This is a genomic window from Lentzea cavernae, from assembly GCF_014653695.1.
Classification (GTDB): Bacteria; Actinomycetota; Actinomycetes; order Mycobacteriales; family Pseudonocardiaceae; genus Lentzea; species Lentzea cavernae.
This window is the reverse complement of sequence record NZ_BNAR01000002.1, coordinates 628,441-641,751: the sequence shown is the minus strand read 5'-3', so window position 1 is coordinate 641,751 and position 13,311 is coordinate 628,441. Positions and strand designations below refer to the sequence as shown.

Sequence of the window (13,311 nt, the reverse complement as noted above, 5' to 3'; positions counted from 1 at the left end):
CGCGCAGAATGTCGAAAGCTCCGCGACGTCGATCGACGCAGGGGTGGCGGCGGACGACGCCGCCAGCCGACAACGAGGAGAGAACATGCGTTTCATGCTCATGCACCGCGTCGCGGAGGACGATCCGGCGTCGTGGGAGCCGAACGCCGAGCTCATCGAGCGGATGAACGCGTTCATGGAGAAGCTGAACGCGTCCGGCGTCGTGCTCGGCGCGGAGGGCGTGGTGAAGGAGGGCGCGGTCGTGCGCAGGCGCGGTGCGGCGGTCAAGTCGGTCGACGGGCCGTTCACCGAGGCCAAGGAGATCGTCGGCGGGTTCCTGCTGATCAGCGCGAAGGACCTCGCGGAGGCCACGGCCGTCGCCGAGGAGTACGTCACGTGCTTCGCCGGCGTCGAGGAGATGTCGATCGAGGTGCGGCGGGTCACCGAGTTCGAGGACATCGAGCCCTACCTGACCAAGTAGCGCAGTTCGGCGCATGGTGCACCGGGGCACGTCCACGTCCAGGCGACGAGGACGTGCCCCGGTGCTTCAGCGGGCCAGGCGGTCCAGCAGTTCGCCGAGCAACGCGCTCTCGCCCGGGGTGAGGTCACCGGGGTCGCTGCCGACCAGCGCGCGCAACGTGAGCGCGGCGCTCGCGCGGGTGGCCGGGCCGTTGGCCGTCGGAGTGTGCAGAACACCGGCCAGCGCGGCCTCGCGAACGCGCTCCGACAGCCCGAAGTCCGGCTCCGGCTGGCTGATCAGGGTCAGCGTGATGCCGACGTTGGCGGCGAGAACCTGTTCGGCCGCGTCGCCGGTCGGCACCTTCAGCAGGCCCAGGGCGGCGGCCTCGGTGAACCGCTCGCGCAACGCCGCGTGCGCGGGAGCCGTGACGGCACAGGGCTTTCCCGGCTCGGCGCGACCGTAGAGCAGCCCGTAGAACGACGGGTGCTCCAGTCCGAACCGCACGTGCCTGTCCCAGCCCTCGCGCAGGTCGCCGAGCGGGTCGCCGGAGCTCTCGACCGCCGTGTACTGGGTGAAGCCGTGGTTCGCGACGGCGTCGATCAGGCCCTGCTTGCTGCCGAAGTGGTGGTACAGCGTCGGGGCCTGCACCCCGGCGCGTTCGCACACGGCCCTCGTGGACACCGTGCCGCCGGCCTCCAGCAACTCCGCCGCGGCGAGCAGGAGCCGATCCCGTGCGTTCTGCATGGTTGCTATGTTAGCTCATGTAGCGCTACATTCATCGCTATAGCGCTACAACAGCGACTATAGCGAGAGGAGAAGTCCATGAGGACCTGGTTCATCACCGGTGGGACGCCCGGAGGGTTCGGCCTGGTTTACGCCGAGGCTGCGCTGGAGCAGGGCGATCAGGTGGTGGTGACCGCGCGCCGGCCCGCTGAACTGCGGGAATGGGCCGAACCGCACGGCGACCGCGTGCTGGTCCTCCCGCTCGACGTCACCGATGCCGAACAGGTGCGCGCGGCGGTCAGGACGGCGGAGGAGCGGTTCGGCGGCATCGACGTGCTCGTCAACAACGCGGGCCGCGGGTGGTTCGGCTCGGTCGAGGGGGCCACCTACGAGATGGTCCGCCGCACGTTCGACCTGAACCTGTTCGCGGTGGTCGACGTGATCCGCGCGGTGCTGCCGGGCATGCGGGCGCGCGGCGACGGCTGGATCGTGAACATGTCATCGGTGGCGGGCCTCGTCAGCGCGCAGGGGTTCGGCTACTACTCGGCGGCGAAGTTCGCGCTCGAGGGACTGTCGGAGACGCTGCGGCAGGAGGTGGAGCCGTTCGGCGTGCGCGTGCTCGTCGTGGAGCCGGGAGCGTTCCGCACCAAGGCCTTCGCCAGTTTCCAGGACGAGCCCGTCAACGAGGCAGTCGACGCCTACGTGCCGATGGTCGAGAGCGTCAAGGCGGCGTTCGTGGACCACGACGGCAAGCAGGCGGGTGACCCCGAACGCGGGGTTCAGGCGGTGATCAGCGCGATGAACGCACCTGCTCCGCCGCACCGGATCGTGCTCGGCAACTCCGGCTACGACGTCGTCGTCGCGATGCACGAGAACGCTCTGGTGGAGCTGCGCGAGAACGAGAAGCTCTCGCGCAGCGCGGACTTCTAGCTCGAAGCCCCACCGGCGGCGAGGCGCATCAGGTCGGAGTCGAGGTCGATCGTCAGCTCCGTGCCGCCCGCGCTGCCGTACTCGTGCTGGTAGCTGCCCCACGACTCGTCGCGCACGGTCTTCTCGAAGCCCGAGGTCATGAGCGCCACGAGTTCGAGGGCGGCGCGGTCGATGCGCTTGTTCAGCCCGTTGTCCTGCCAGTCCTCGGTCGAGGCGAAGAGCGCCGTCGGCACCACCACGGTCCGCAGGTAGGCGAACAGCCCGCGCATCTGGTCGTCGACCACGAGCGCGTGCCTCGCGGTGCCTGCGGTGGCCGCGAGCACGACGGGCTTCGCGATCAGCAGGTCGTTGTCGAGGATCTGGAAGAACGACGTGAACAGCCCGCTCGCGCCCGCCTTGTAGACGGGGGTGCTGGCGACGATCGCGTCCGCGTGCTGCAAGGTCGCGATCGCCTTCTGCAGCTTGGGCCCGATGTGGTTGGACACCAACGCGTTCGCGATCTCGGAGGCGAGCTCGCGCAGTTCGATCACGCTCGTGCCGACGGTCTGCGCCCGCTTGCCGGCAAGGGTGGTGACGCGTCCGGCGACGCGGTCGGCGAGCAGCCGGGTGGACGACGGGTCGCTGGTGCCTGCGGACACCACCACCAGCTGGAAGTTCTGGCCCATTACTCCTCGCTCTGGCTGAGCTTGCCGGTGATCGCGGCGAGCTGGTCGAGTTCTTCGGGTGTCAGCACGCTCAAGGCGCGTGTGACGCTGCGTGCGTGCGGACGGCCGATCTGGCGCTGGGTGTCCCGGCCCGCGGGGGTGAGCGACAGGCGCACACCCCTGCGGTCACCGGGATCGGGGCACCGCTCGACGAGGCCTCGGTCGACCAGGCGCTCGACCATGCGGGACAACGCGGGCTGGCTCAGCAGCACGTGGCGGTTCAGCTCAGTCATCCTGAGTGGACCGTCGCACTTGGACAGCTGGTACAGCACGTCGTACTCCCGCATGGTCAGGTCGCCCCAGACGTCCTCCGCGTTGAACTGCTTCATCAACACGGAGTACGCCTTCATGAGTGACTCCCACGCCTCGTTGGCTCCGGTCACCGCACGTCCTGGTAGGGCGAGCCACCCGTGACGTTGTCACCCCGGTTGGCGTTCGGCCTGGGCTGGCGAGCCGGTCCGTCGCCGTACTTGTCCTTGACGCGTCCCGCGTGCGTCGGCGGCTTGGCGGTCTCCGGGTCCTGCCGCGCCTCCATCTCCTTGCGCAGCACCGGGACGACCTCCTCGCCCAGCAGGTCGAGCTGGTTGAGCACCATCTTGAGCGGCAGACCGGCGTGGTCCATCAGGAACATCTGGCGCTGGTAGTCGCCGAAGTGCTCGCGGAAGGTCAGCGTCTTGTCGATGACCTCCTGCGGGCTGCCGACCGACAGCGGCGTCTGCTCCATGAAGTCCTCCATCCGCGGCCCGTGGCCGTAGACGGGGGCCTCGTTGAAGTACGGGCGGAACTCGTTCAGCGCGTCCTGCGACCGCTTCGCGATGTAGGCCTGACCGCCGAGACCGACGATGGCCTGCTTCTCCGTGCCGTGGCCGTAGTGCGCGTACCGCTGGCGGTAGAACTTGATCAGCCGCATGTAGTGCTCTTTCGGCCAGAAGATGTTGTTCGCGAAGAAGCCGTCACCGTAGAAGGCGGCCTGCTCGGCGATCTCCGGCGTGCGGATCGACCCGTGCCACACGAACGGCGGCAGGTCGTCCAGCGGACGCGGGGTGCTGGTGAAGCCCTGCAGCGGCGTGCGGAACTTGCCTTCCCAGTCGACGACGTCCTCGCGCCACAACCGGTGCAGCAGGTTGTAGTTCTCGAGCGCCAGCGGCAGGCTCTGCCGGATGTCGGCGCCGAACCACGGGTAGACCGGCGCGGTGTTGCCGCGGCCCAGCATCAGGTCCATGCGGCCCTTCGACAGGTGCTGCAGCATCGCGTACTCCTCGGCGATGCGCACCGGGTCGTTCGTCGTGATCAGCGTCGTCGCGGTGCTGACGATCAGGTTTTGCGTCTTCGCCGCGATGTGGCTGAGCAGCGTCGACGGCGCGGACGAGAAGAACGGCGGGTTGTGGTGCTCGCCGATCGCGAACACGTCGAGCCCGACCTCTTCGGCCTTCTCCGCGATCCGCACGATCGCGTCGATGCGCTCGGCCTCGCTCGGGGTCTCGCCGCTCACCGGGTCCCTGGTGATGTCGCTCACCGAGAAGATTCCGAACTGCACGGCACCCGCCTCCTTCAAACTTAGTGACTAATGCGTTTGCATCTACTCTAACGCGTGGGGGCCCGGACTATTCCCACTACCCTGATCTCATGTCGCTGGGCGTGGGGGACGCCGGCTTCGGCTACGGCGGAGTCCCCGTTTTCGCAGGTCTGTCGTTCGCCGCCGGTTCCGGTGAGGCCGTCGCCGTCGTGGGCGCGAACGGCGCGGGCAAGTCGACGCTGCTGAAGTGCCTGGTCGGAGCCGAGGTGCTGGACTCCGGCACCGTGCTGTTCGAGGGCGCGCCGCTGGACGAGTCGTCGGGTGCGTTCCGGGCCGCCGTCGCGTCGCTGCTGGACGACGCCGACTACTTCCCCGACGTGTCCGTCGTGGAGCACCTGAGGCTGCTGGCCTGGTTGCACTCGTCCTCCGAGGACGTCGAGGCGGTGCTCGCGGAGGTCGGGCTGACCGCAGTGGCGGACCAGCTGCCCCCGACGCTGTCCTCGGGCCAGCGTCACCGGCTCGGTCTGGCGTTGTGCTTCGTGCGGCCGCGCTCGGTGCTGGTCCTGGACGAGCCCGAGCAGCGCCTCGACGTGGCAGGGCGGTCGTGGCTGCGCGACCGGCTGCTGGCGGAGAAGGCGGCCGGGGTCGCCGTGGTGTTCGCGTCGCACGACCACGAGCTCGTGGAGGCGGTGGCGTGCCGGACCGTCGTGCTGTGACCGCGCTCGCCGTCGCCCGCCGGGTGCGCCCTCCGGTGCCGTGGCGGTTGCGGATCACGCGGCTGTACGCCCCGTTCGTCAACTTCTCGATCGTCGGCCTGGTCGGCTACGGCTGGGTGCACGCCGGACTGACCAGGACCCCTCACGCCGGGGGCGCGTGGACCGCGCTCTGGCTGTCGGTGCTGGGCGCCGCCGTGCTGATGAAGGTGGTGCTGGCGGCCGGACCGGTCTTCGCGGGTCCGGACCGGATGTTCTGGGTGCTGAGCTCACCCGCGCCGCGTGCGGCCCTGTTGCGGCCCCGGTTCCTCGTGCTGCTCGCGGTGGGTGCGGCGGTGGGCGCCTGCTGGCCCGCTGTCGTGTCCGGGATCGTGGGGGCCGTGGTCCCGCCGCTGGTCGCCGTGGGGATCGGGTCCGGCTGCGGGGTGGCCGTGGTCGCCGGCGCCGTGGCGTTGCAACGGGTCCGGGTGGCGCCGCAGGGCTGGTTGAGCGGGCTGGCCGGCCTGGCGGTGGTGGCGCTGCTGGTGCCGCCGGGCTGGTTCGGACCGCAGGTGGACGGCGGACCCGGTGCGGTCGGCGCCGCCTGGGTGCTCGCGATCGGACTTGCGGTCCTCGCGGCTGCCTCGCTGCGGCACCTGCGGCGGTCCGACCTGGCGGCGGGCGGCGCGCTGGCGGGCGTGGCGCGGGTGTCGGTGAGCTGGTTCGACCTCGCCCTGCTCGGCGCGGTCGTGGCCGAACGCCGCGCACGCACCCTCGGACGTGTGAAGTCGGTGCGGTTGAGGGGTTCCCGGCTCGTCGTTCTGGCCTGGACCGACGCGCTCCGGCTGCGCCGCACGCCCAACGCCGCACTCGTCTGGGCCGCGTTGCTCCCCGCCCCGGCCCTGGTGTCGCTGAGCTGGGAGGGCGCTGTCGTTCCCGCCGTGCACCTCGTGGCCGCGTTCCTGGCCACCGACCGGCTCGCCGCAGGCCTGAAGTTCGTCTGCCGCTCGCCCGCGATGCGCCGGGCGCTGGGCCTGCCGGACCGGCAGCTGAGGCTGGCGCACCTCGTGTTCCCCGCGGCGGGCGCCGTCGTGTGGTGCGGTGTCACCGCGGCGTTCACCCCGCATGTGTCCGTGCTCAACGCCCTGATCTCGGCGGTGGGCGCGGTGGCCGTCACATATCGGATCGCCACGCGACCACCGATCGACTACGGTGCCGCGATCATCGACTTCGGCGTGCTGGGGCCGACGCCGCTCGGCCTGATCGCGCAGTTCAGTCGCGGACCGGTGCTGCTCGCGGTGCTCGCCGTGGTGCAGATGTCGCTCTAAACGCTGCGCAGCACCGACACGACGATGCCGAGGATGACGGCCTTGTCGCCGTCGATCACGGGGTAGGCCTCGTTGCGCGGCTCGAGGAACACGTGCCCGCCCTTGCGCTGGTACACCTTGACGGTCGCCTCCTCCTCGATCATCGCGGCGACGATCTGCCCGTTGTACGCCTCGTGCGTCTGCCGCACGACGACCGTGTCGCCGTCGCAGATCGCGGCGTCGATCATCGAGTCGCCGCGCACGCGCAGCGCGAACACGTTGCTGCCGCGGCCGACGAGGCCGCGCGGCAGGTGCAGCACCTCGTCCACGTGCTCGACGGCGGAGATCGGAGCGCCGGCGGCGATGTCGCCGACCACGGGCACCGAGATCGAGTCCGCCGAGGCGTGACCCGGTGCCACGGGGGCGCCGCTGAGGAAGACCCGCACGTCCATCGGACGCGTCACCGAGCCGCCGCGCTTGAGGAAACCCTTGTCCTCCAACGCCGACAGGTGCTTCGACACGCTGGAGGACGACCTCAGGCCGACGGCCTCGCCGATCTCGCGGGTGCTGGGGGAGTAGCCGTGCTCGACGACCCAGTCACGAATGGCGACCAGGATCCTCTGCTGGCGTTCCGGCAGCACGGTCGTGTCGAGTTCGAGATCGTCGTAGGCGGTCATCGGTCGATAGTAGTAATTCCCTTGCCAGACACGATCGGGTGGTCGTTCGATCATGAGATGACCTCTGCCTGGTTAGGAGAACTCGTGCGGCTGCGCGGCGTCGAACCGGAGGACTGGGAGGCCTTCCACCGGTTCGACGAGAACACGGACGACATGCGCCGCATGGACCGGATCCACCCGCCGCGATCCGCTGCCGCCCAACGGGAGTGGGCGCAGAAGACGGCGGTGAAGGAGCAGGACGACAGGCTGCTGCTCGCCGTCGAGTCGCTGGCCGACGGCGCGGTGGCCGGGATGGTGACGACCAGCGAGACCGACCACCGCGCGGGCCGGTTCCTGTACGGGGTCGCGATCGGCACCGCCCACAAAGGACGCGGCTACGCGACGGAGGCGGTGCGGCTGCTGCTGGGCTTCATGTTCGGCGAGCGGCGGTTCCACAAGTGCGAGGCGAGCGTGTGGGGGTTCAACGACGCCTCGATCGCGTTGCACCGCAAGCTCGGCTTCACCGAGGAGGGCAGGCTGCGCGACCACGAGTTCTTCGCCGGACGCCACCACGACGTGGTGCTGTTCGGGATGACGGCCGCGGAGTTCGCGGCCCGGCACCCCTTCCCGCGCGAGATCTGACCGGGTCCCCGACGATGTGGCGGTGAGCACACGGCGGGAACGCTCCCGGTGGCTGCGTCCAGGTAGGTCTGTGCGAACCCAAGCGGCGCCGGTGGCGCTGACACCAGAAGTGGCGGCGGCCGTGCTGGACGAGGCCGCGCTGCTGGAGCTCTACGAGTCGACGGCGGAGCGGCTGCACCGCTACGTCGCGAGGCGGGTCGGTCCCGACACCGCGCAGGACGTGGTCTCCGAGTCGTTCCTCGTGCTGTGGGACCAGCGCGCCGGGCAGCCCTATGACGCCGATTCGGTGCGTGCGTGGCTCTACGGCGTGGCGACGAACCTGCTGCGCGGCCACGTTCGCGCCGAGGAACGCAAGCTGCGGGCGTGGAGCAAGGAACACGCGGCCCGCACCGACGAGGCCGACATCGGCGACCGGGTGAGCGCGGCGACTGACGCCGGTGTGCTCGCCGGACAGCTCACCGCGTGGCTCGCCGAGCTGCGGATCGAGGAACGCGAAGTGCTCCTGCTGCACGCCTGGGCGGACTTCAGCCCGGCGGAGATCGCGACGGCGCTCGACGTGCCCGTCGCCACCGTCCGCACCAGGTTGCACTGCGGCCGCGCCCGGCTGCGCACCCGTCTCGCCGCCACCGCCCACGACTTCACCGAGGACAGCCATGTCTGAGCCGACCCAGCCCGAGACCCTCGACCGAGTGCTCGACGCCGCCCTCTCGCGTGCCGGCGACGAGCCCGTCCGCTTCGACGTCGCCGCCGGCAAGGCCGCCCTGGCCGCGTCGCTGAAGGACCGCGCCGCCCATCCGGTCGCGGTCGGGCACCGGCCGCGCCGCCGCACCCGCTGGCTCGCCGCCGCGGCCGCCGTCGCTGTGCTGACCGGTGCCGCGCTCGCCGCGTCGACCTTCGACGGTGGCGGCTCCTCGGCCACCGCCGCCGAGGAGCTGGTCAAGGCCGCCGACCTCGCCTCCCGCGTGGTCGAACGTCCCGTCGGGCCCGGCCAGTTCCGCTACGTGCGCAGCCGCTACGAGGGCATCTCCGTGGAGCTCGGGTCGGGGGAGGCGTCGAGCACCGACCTGACCCAGGAGGAGTGGATCCCCGCCGACCGCCGAGGAGAGTGGCTGTTCCGGAACAAGATCAACTCGGTGGAGTGGCTGAAGGGGCACGAGGGGTCCGGCCGGCCGGAGCCCGGCACGTCGTTCAAGGACGGCCAGGAGTTCCGCGGCGACTGCGGCAACTACTCCTACTTCGCCGCGGGACAGCCGGACCGGTGCACGGACGCCAAGTTCTCCAACCCCACGCCGGAGTTCATCGCGGCGCTGCCGAAGGACCCGGCGGCCCTGCTGGCGAAGCTCAAGGACGCCGGTCAGTCCGGGGACTCGGGCGCGCTCGTGGAGGCGGGTGCAGCACTGAACTCGGGGCAGTACCCGGCCGAGGTGCGCGCGACCCTCTTCCGCGCCATCGCCCTGCTGCCCGGGCTGGTCGTCACCGACAAGAGGGCCAACCTCGACGGCAAGGAGGGCGTCGCGCTCGGCCTGAAGCACTTCGACGACTTCAAGGAGATCATCATCGACCCGGGCAACGGTGACTACATCGGCAGCCGGGCGACCGTCGCCGAGGACCTGCCCGCGGATCGGGGCGGCCTCGAGAAGGGGACCGTCCGCACCTCGTCGGCGGTGACGACCAAGGTCGTCGACTCGCTGGGCGCCCGGTAGACCTTCTTCCGCCGATTCGGGGCGCGGGAGAGACATGCAACCCTGGGGTTGCGCATCCTCGGGGGGATGTGCAACTCTGGGGTTGCACTTATTGGCGGACCTGGGAGTTGTCGTGAGCGTGGACCGGATCGAACGCGAGACCGTGATCGAAGCACCGCTTCAGCGGGTCTGGCAGCTGGTGACCGAGCCGGGGTTCTGGGTGGCCTCGCAGCCGTCCGGCACCGCGGTCGAGGGGGAGACCACCCTCTGCAGGAACGAGGAGTACGGCGACTTCCCGGTGCGGGTCGAGACCGTGACGCCGCAGACCTACGTGTCCTACCGCTGGGCCAGCGCGTTCGAGGGGCAGGAGCTGGGCGCGGACAACACGACGCTGGTCGAGTTCACCCTCGCGCCCGAGGGGTCCGCGACCCGGCTGAAGGTGGTGGAGAGCGGGTTCTCGCGGCTCGCGGGCTCGGACGAGCTGCGCGCGAAGGCGCACCGCGACAACACGGGCGGCTGGCCCGAGGTGCTCGACGCGTTCGCGAAGAGGGCCGAGAGCTGAGTGGCACCCCGCCGGCGTTCCGCGCCACGCCACTAGGTTGAGCGCGTGCCCAACTCAGCCGACCGCGGCCGCCGCACCCGTGAGCAACTGATCGACGCCGCCGCCGCGCTGGTGGGCGAGGTCGGCTGGGGTGCGGTGACCACGCGGCTGGTCGCGGAACGGGCGGGCGTCAACGCGGCGCTCGTGCACTACCACTTCTCGTCGGTGTCCGACCTGCTGTCGACCGCGGCGTTGCGGTTCGCCGCCCGGATGCTCGCCGAGTCGGCGGAGGCGGTGCGGTCGGTGCCGCCGGCCGAGGGCGTCGAGCGGATCTTCGAGGACCTGTCCCGCTTCACCGGCGCGGCCCCCGAGTCGTTGCTGCTGGCCGAGGCGTTCCTGGCCGCGCACCGGCTGCCGGAGCTGCGCGCCGGGCTGTCGGCGCTGGTCGCGGACTTCCGCGCGCACATCGCCGGGTGGCTGCGGGACTCGGGCGTTCAGGACGCCGACGCGGTGGCGTTGTTGCTGGGCGCGGCCATCGACGGGCTGGTGCTGCACCGCGCGCTGGACCCGTCAGTCGACTTCCGCGCGGTCGCGGGCCCGTTCCGGCGCCTCGTCGCGGGCTGACCAGCGGGGCTCGCCACCGGCCTCGGCGAACGCGGTCAGCGCCTCGACCAGTCCGTGCCGCAGGTGCTCCGGCATGCGCGCGACGATCGTGCTGATCTCCACGCGGCGGCGGGCCATCACCTCCGTCACGACCCGGCTGCCCTCTTCGCTCGCCACGACCACGACCTCGCGTTTCGTGACGGGGTTCGGCGCGCGGTCGACCATGCCGGACGTGATCAGCCGGTCGATCATGCGCTTGGCCGTGGACGGGTTGACCTCCAGGAGGTCGGCGAGCGCGGTGAGGCTCATCGGGCCGCGGCTGTCGAGCAGCACGACCATCCTGAGCTGCGGCAGCGTGAGCGTCTCCTCGACGGCCGCGAGCGACCGCGCCGACACGGCTACCAGCAGGCGGGACGCGGTGAGGACCGCGTCGGTCAGGTCGTCGACATCGCTCACTCCCCAGTTCTACAGGGCCCGCCTTCGGTAACGAAACGATAAACATTGCAGTGTGCAACGGTCGGTGCGTCGGGGTCTGTCCGTACCTCTCGGCATGCGGATACTCCTCGTGGCGATGCTTGCGTTGTTGGCCGGAGCGCCACCCGCGCTCGCGCAACAGGACCTGGGGCCCGACTACGTGCAGACCCAGTTCGGGCCGATGGGTCCGGCGGGACGCGACCTGCTGCAGAAGGTGGCGCTCGCGGGGCTGTGGGAGGGACCTGCCGGGCGGATGGGGCTCGAGAAGTCGTCGAACCCCCTGGTGCAGGAGGCCGGGCGGCACCTCATCGAGGGCCACGCCGACCTGGACCGGCGGACCGTCGAGCTCGCCCGCACGTTCGGCGTGCAGCTGCCCACGCAGCCCAACGAGGCGCAGCAGGGGTGGCTGGACGAGATGCAGGCCGCGCCCGCGCGCAGTCCCGAGTTCGACCGCGTGTTCGCGAACCGGCTGCGGGCGGCGCACGGCGTGGTCTACAAGTTCCTGGCCTCCGTGCGGACCGGGACGCGCAACACCGCGATCCGCGACTACGCCAAGGTCTGCATGGACACCGTGCTCGACCACATGACCGTGCTCGAGGCCACCAAGGTCGTCGACTTCGGCGACACCGAGGCGATTCCGCTGGCCCTCGTCGCGCAGCCGTCCTCGATCGCGCCCACCACTCCTGCCGCTGTGCCGCAGCCGAATGCCCAGTACGCGCAGCCGCGGCAGCAGGAGGAAGGCCTCTCCGACGGAGCCGTCGGGCTGGGCGTGCTCGCCCTGGTCGTGGCCGGTCTGTGGTTCTGGACCAGCGGGCGGAGCAGCAGGAAGATGCACCCGTAGTGCTAGGTTGGGCATATGCCCAAGTCGAATGCCCAACATCGTGCGGTGGTCGTCGGAGCGGGAATCGCCGGACTCGCGTCCGCGTGGTGGCTGGAGCGCGCCGGGTGGGACGTCCTGGTCGTGGAGAAGGCGCCGTCGTTCCGCGAGGGCGGCTACATGATCGACTTCTTCGGGCCGGGCCACGAGGTGGCGCGGCGGATGGGCCTGCTGCCGGCGTTGGAACGGCGGCGGGCGCCGATCTCGTCGGTGACCAGCGTGGACTCGCGTGGCCAGCGGCGCGGTGAGATCTCCACCGCCGCCTACGAAGCGGTCGCGGACGGGGTGATCAGCCTGTTGCGCGGAGACCTGGCTTCCGCGATCCGCGACGACGTGAGGGCGCCGATCCGGTACGGCACCGCGGTGTCCGCTGTCGATGACGGCCTGGTGACGTTCTCGGACGGCTCTTCCGGCGAGTTCGACCTGGTCGTGGGTGCCGACGGCGTGCACTCGCGGGTGCGGGAGCTGGTGTTCGGACCGCCGGAGTCGTTCGTGCGGTACCTGGGGCACCACACGGCGGCGTTCACCGTGCGGGACGCCGCGTTGAGCGCCCGGATCGGGTACCGGTACCAACTGCTGACCGTGCCCGGGCGGATGATCGGCTGCTACGCCGTGCGGGGCGGTTCGACGGCCGCGCTGATGCTCCACCGGTCCGATTCCGCGGAGCTGCCCTCCGACCCGGCGGCCGCCTTGCGCGCACGGTTCGGCGACCTCGGCTGGGTGGCGCCGTCGTTGCTCTCCGTTGTGCCGGAGGACGTCTACTACGACGAGGTGTCCCAAGTGGACATGGTGGTGTGGCATCGCGGCAAGGTGGTCCTCGTCGGTGACGCGTGCGGTGCCGTCTCGCTGTTCGCCGGTCACGGGGCATCGCTCGCGATGACGGGCGCCCACGTGCTGGTGGAGGAGATCTCGGCGGGCTTCGACGGTGCTTTCGCCCGCTACCAGACGCGGATGAAGCCCGCCGTCGAGCACACCCAGGAGTTCGGGCGGCGGTTCATCGGCTGGATGGCGCCTGCGTCGGCGTGGCGGATCTCCTTGCGCGACATGATGTTCCGGCTCTCGGGGCTACCGGTCGTGCGCAACCTGATCCGCTCCTCGGTCGCGCCGGACGTCGACGGGGTGCTCACGAGTCAGCGGGCGTCGTAGGTCTCGCGGTTCACGAGCACCTCGGCGATGTGGTCCTCCGCCCACCGGCACAGCGCGAGCAGCGGCTCGTGCAACGTGAAGCCGAGCTCCGTCAGCTCGTACTCGACCCGCGGCGGCACCTCCGCGAACACGTGCCGCGTGACGAGCCCGTCGCGTTCGAGGTCCCGCAACGTCTCGGTCAGCACCTTGCCGCTGATGCCGTCGAGCCGCGCCCTGAGGTCGCCGAACCGCAGGCGCTCGTTGCCCAGAACCGACACCGCCATGGCCGTCCACTTGTTCGCGATGCGCGCCAGGCTCGTGCGGGACGGGCAGGTGGCGGCGAGCACGCTCCAGTCCGGCATGGTCTGTGACATGGCGCACTTCCGTCCATTGGTTACGT

Annotated in this window: 18 protein-coding genes; 11 read left to right on the top strand and 7 right to left on the bottom strand. The window is 70.7% G+C overall.

What is annotated here, in order from left to right:
* Window positions 1-85 precede the first annotated feature (85 nt).
* A complete protein-coding gene (locus tag IE307_RS08920; RefSeq protein WP_191297368.1) occupies window positions 86-460 on the top strand; it encodes a YciI family protein in 375 nt (124 codons plus the stop codon).
* 66 nt (window positions 461-526) lie between these two features.
* Here IE307_RS08920 and IE307_RS08915 read toward each other — a convergent pair whose 3' ends face one another.
* A complete protein-coding gene (locus tag IE307_RS08915) occupies window positions 527-1,183 on the bottom strand; it encodes a TetR/AcrR family transcriptional regulator (RefSeq protein WP_191297367.1) in 657 nt (218 codons plus the stop codon).
* A gap of 78 nt (window positions 1,184-1,261) precedes the next feature.
* Between IE307_RS08915 and IE307_RS08910 the strand changes: the two genes are divergently transcribed.
* The gene (locus IE307_RS08910) at window positions 1,262-2,092 is read left to right on the top strand and encodes an SDR family NAD(P)-dependent oxidoreductase (protein WP_191297366.1); all 831 of its coding nucleotides are present in this window, start codon (window positions 1,262-1,264) and stop codon (window positions 2,090-2,092) included.
* On the opposite strand, the gene IE307_RS08905 is transcribed toward IE307_RS08910, so the two are convergent.
* From IE307_RS08905 to IE307_RS08895, 3 genes are read right to left on the bottom strand one after another with little or no spacing between them, the layout of a single operon-like run.
* Window positions 2,089-2,757, bottom strand: a complete 669-nt coding sequence (locus tag IE307_RS08905; RefSeq protein ID WP_191297365.1) for a CE1759 family FMN reductase — start codon at window positions 2,755-2,757, stop codon at window positions 2,089-2,091. The two genes, IE307_RS08910 and IE307_RS08905, sit on opposite strands and share 4 nt — an antisense overlap.
* Window positions 2,757-3,179 (bottom strand): MarR family winged helix-turn-helix transcriptional regulator, encoded by a 423-nt coding sequence (locus tag IE307_RS08900; RefSeq protein ID WP_229904538.1) that lies wholly within the window; start codon window positions 3,177-3,179, stop codon window positions 2,757-2,759. The genes IE307_RS08905 and IE307_RS08900 overlap by 1 nt, the downstream gene beginning before the upstream one ends.
* The gene (locus tag IE307_RS08895) at window positions 3,176-4,333 is read right to left on the bottom strand and encodes an LLM class flavin-dependent oxidoreductase (RefSeq protein ID WP_191297364.1); all 1,158 of its coding nucleotides are present in this window, start codon (window positions 4,331-4,333) and stop codon (window positions 3,176-3,178) included. Before IE307_RS08895 ends, IE307_RS08900 begins: the two co-directional genes overlap by 4 nt.
* A gap of 89 nt (window positions 4,334-4,422) precedes the next feature.
* Between IE307_RS08895 and IE307_RS08890 the strand changes: the two genes are divergently transcribed.
* Window positions 4,423-5,028 (top strand): ABC transporter ATP-binding protein, encoded by a 606-nt coding sequence (locus IE307_RS08890; RefSeq protein WP_191297363.1) that lies wholly within the window; start codon window positions 4,423-4,425, stop codon window positions 5,026-5,028.
* Window positions 5,025-6,332 (top strand): DUF6297 family protein, encoded by a 1,308-nt coding sequence (locus IE307_RS08885; protein ID WP_191297362.1) that lies wholly within the window; start codon window positions 5,025-5,027, stop codon window positions 6,330-6,332. The genes IE307_RS08890 and IE307_RS08885 overlap by 4 nt, the downstream gene beginning before the upstream one ends.
* Here IE307_RS08885 and lexA read toward each other — a convergent pair.
* Window positions 6,329-6,988: a transcriptional repressor LexA gene (lexA, locus tag IE307_RS08880; RefSeq protein ID WP_191297361.1), complete on the bottom strand. Its 660-nt coding sequence runs from the start codon at window positions 6,986-6,988 to the stop codon at window positions 6,329-6,331. The two genes, IE307_RS08885 and lexA, sit on opposite strands and share 4 nt — an antisense overlap.
* A gap of 57 nt (window positions 6,989-7,045) precedes the next feature.
* Between lexA and IE307_RS08875 the strand changes: the two genes are divergently transcribed.
* The 5 genes from IE307_RS08875 (at window position 7,046) to IE307_RS08855 (ending at window position 10,456) form a co-directional block, all read left to right on the top strand.
* A complete protein-coding gene (locus tag IE307_RS08875; RefSeq protein ID WP_191297360.1) occupies window positions 7,046-7,609 on the top strand; it encodes a GNAT family N-acetyltransferase in 564 nt (187 codons plus the stop codon).
* A gap of 70 nt (window positions 7,610-7,679) precedes the next feature.
* Complete coding sequence (locus IE307_RS08870) at window positions 7,680-8,270, top strand: RNA polymerase sigma factor (protein ID WP_191297359.1); 591 nt, start codon at window positions 7,680-7,682, stop codon at window positions 8,268-8,270.
* Window positions 8,263-9,312, top strand: coding sequence for a CU044_5270 family protein (locus IE307_RS08865; protein ID WP_191297358.1), 1,050 nt, complete (start codon window positions 8,263-8,265; stop codon window positions 9,310-9,312). Before IE307_RS08870 ends, IE307_RS08865 begins: the two co-directional genes overlap by 8 nt.
* 112 nt (window positions 9,313-9,424) lie before the next feature.
* Window positions 9,425-9,853, top strand: a complete 429-nt coding sequence (locus IE307_RS08860; protein WP_191297357.1) for an SRPBCC domain-containing protein — start codon at window positions 9,425-9,427, stop codon at window positions 9,851-9,853.
* 45 nt (window positions 9,854-9,898) lie between these two features.
* Window positions 9,899-10,456 (top strand): TetR/AcrR family transcriptional regulator, encoded by a 558-nt coding sequence (locus tag IE307_RS08855; RefSeq protein ID WP_191297356.1) that lies wholly within the window; start codon window positions 9,899-9,901, stop codon window positions 10,454-10,456.
* Here IE307_RS08855 and IE307_RS08850 read toward each other — a convergent pair.
* Window positions 10,403-10,891 (bottom strand): MarR family winged helix-turn-helix transcriptional regulator, encoded by a 489-nt coding sequence (locus IE307_RS08850; protein ID WP_191297355.1) that lies wholly within the window; start codon window positions 10,889-10,891, stop codon window positions 10,403-10,405. The genes IE307_RS08855 and IE307_RS08850 overlap by 54 nt on opposite strands.
* A 94-nt stretch (window positions 10,892-10,985) precedes the next feature.
* On the opposite strand from IE307_RS08850, the gene IE307_RS08845 reads away from it, so the two are divergent.
* Complete coding sequence (locus IE307_RS08845; RefSeq protein ID WP_191297354.1) at window positions 10,986-11,750, top strand: DUF4142 domain-containing protein; 765 nt, start codon at window positions 10,986-10,988, stop codon at window positions 11,748-11,750.
* Between the two features lie 15 nt (window positions 11,751-11,765).
* Window positions 11,766-12,932 carry an FAD-dependent oxidoreductase gene (locus IE307_RS08840; RefSeq protein ID WP_191297353.1) on the top strand — a complete coding sequence of 389 codons (1,167 nt, stop codon included), beginning with the start codon at window positions 11,766-11,768 and terminating at the stop codon, window positions 12,930-12,932.
* Here the strand turns inward: IE307_RS08840 and IE307_RS08835 are convergent.
* Window positions 12,917-13,285, bottom strand: coding sequence for a winged helix-turn-helix transcriptional regulator (locus IE307_RS08835; protein ID WP_191297352.1), 369 nt, complete (start codon window positions 13,283-13,285; stop codon window positions 12,917-12,919). The genes IE307_RS08840 and IE307_RS08835 overlap by 16 nt on opposite strands.
* Window positions 13,286-13,311 lie beyond the last annotated feature (26 nt).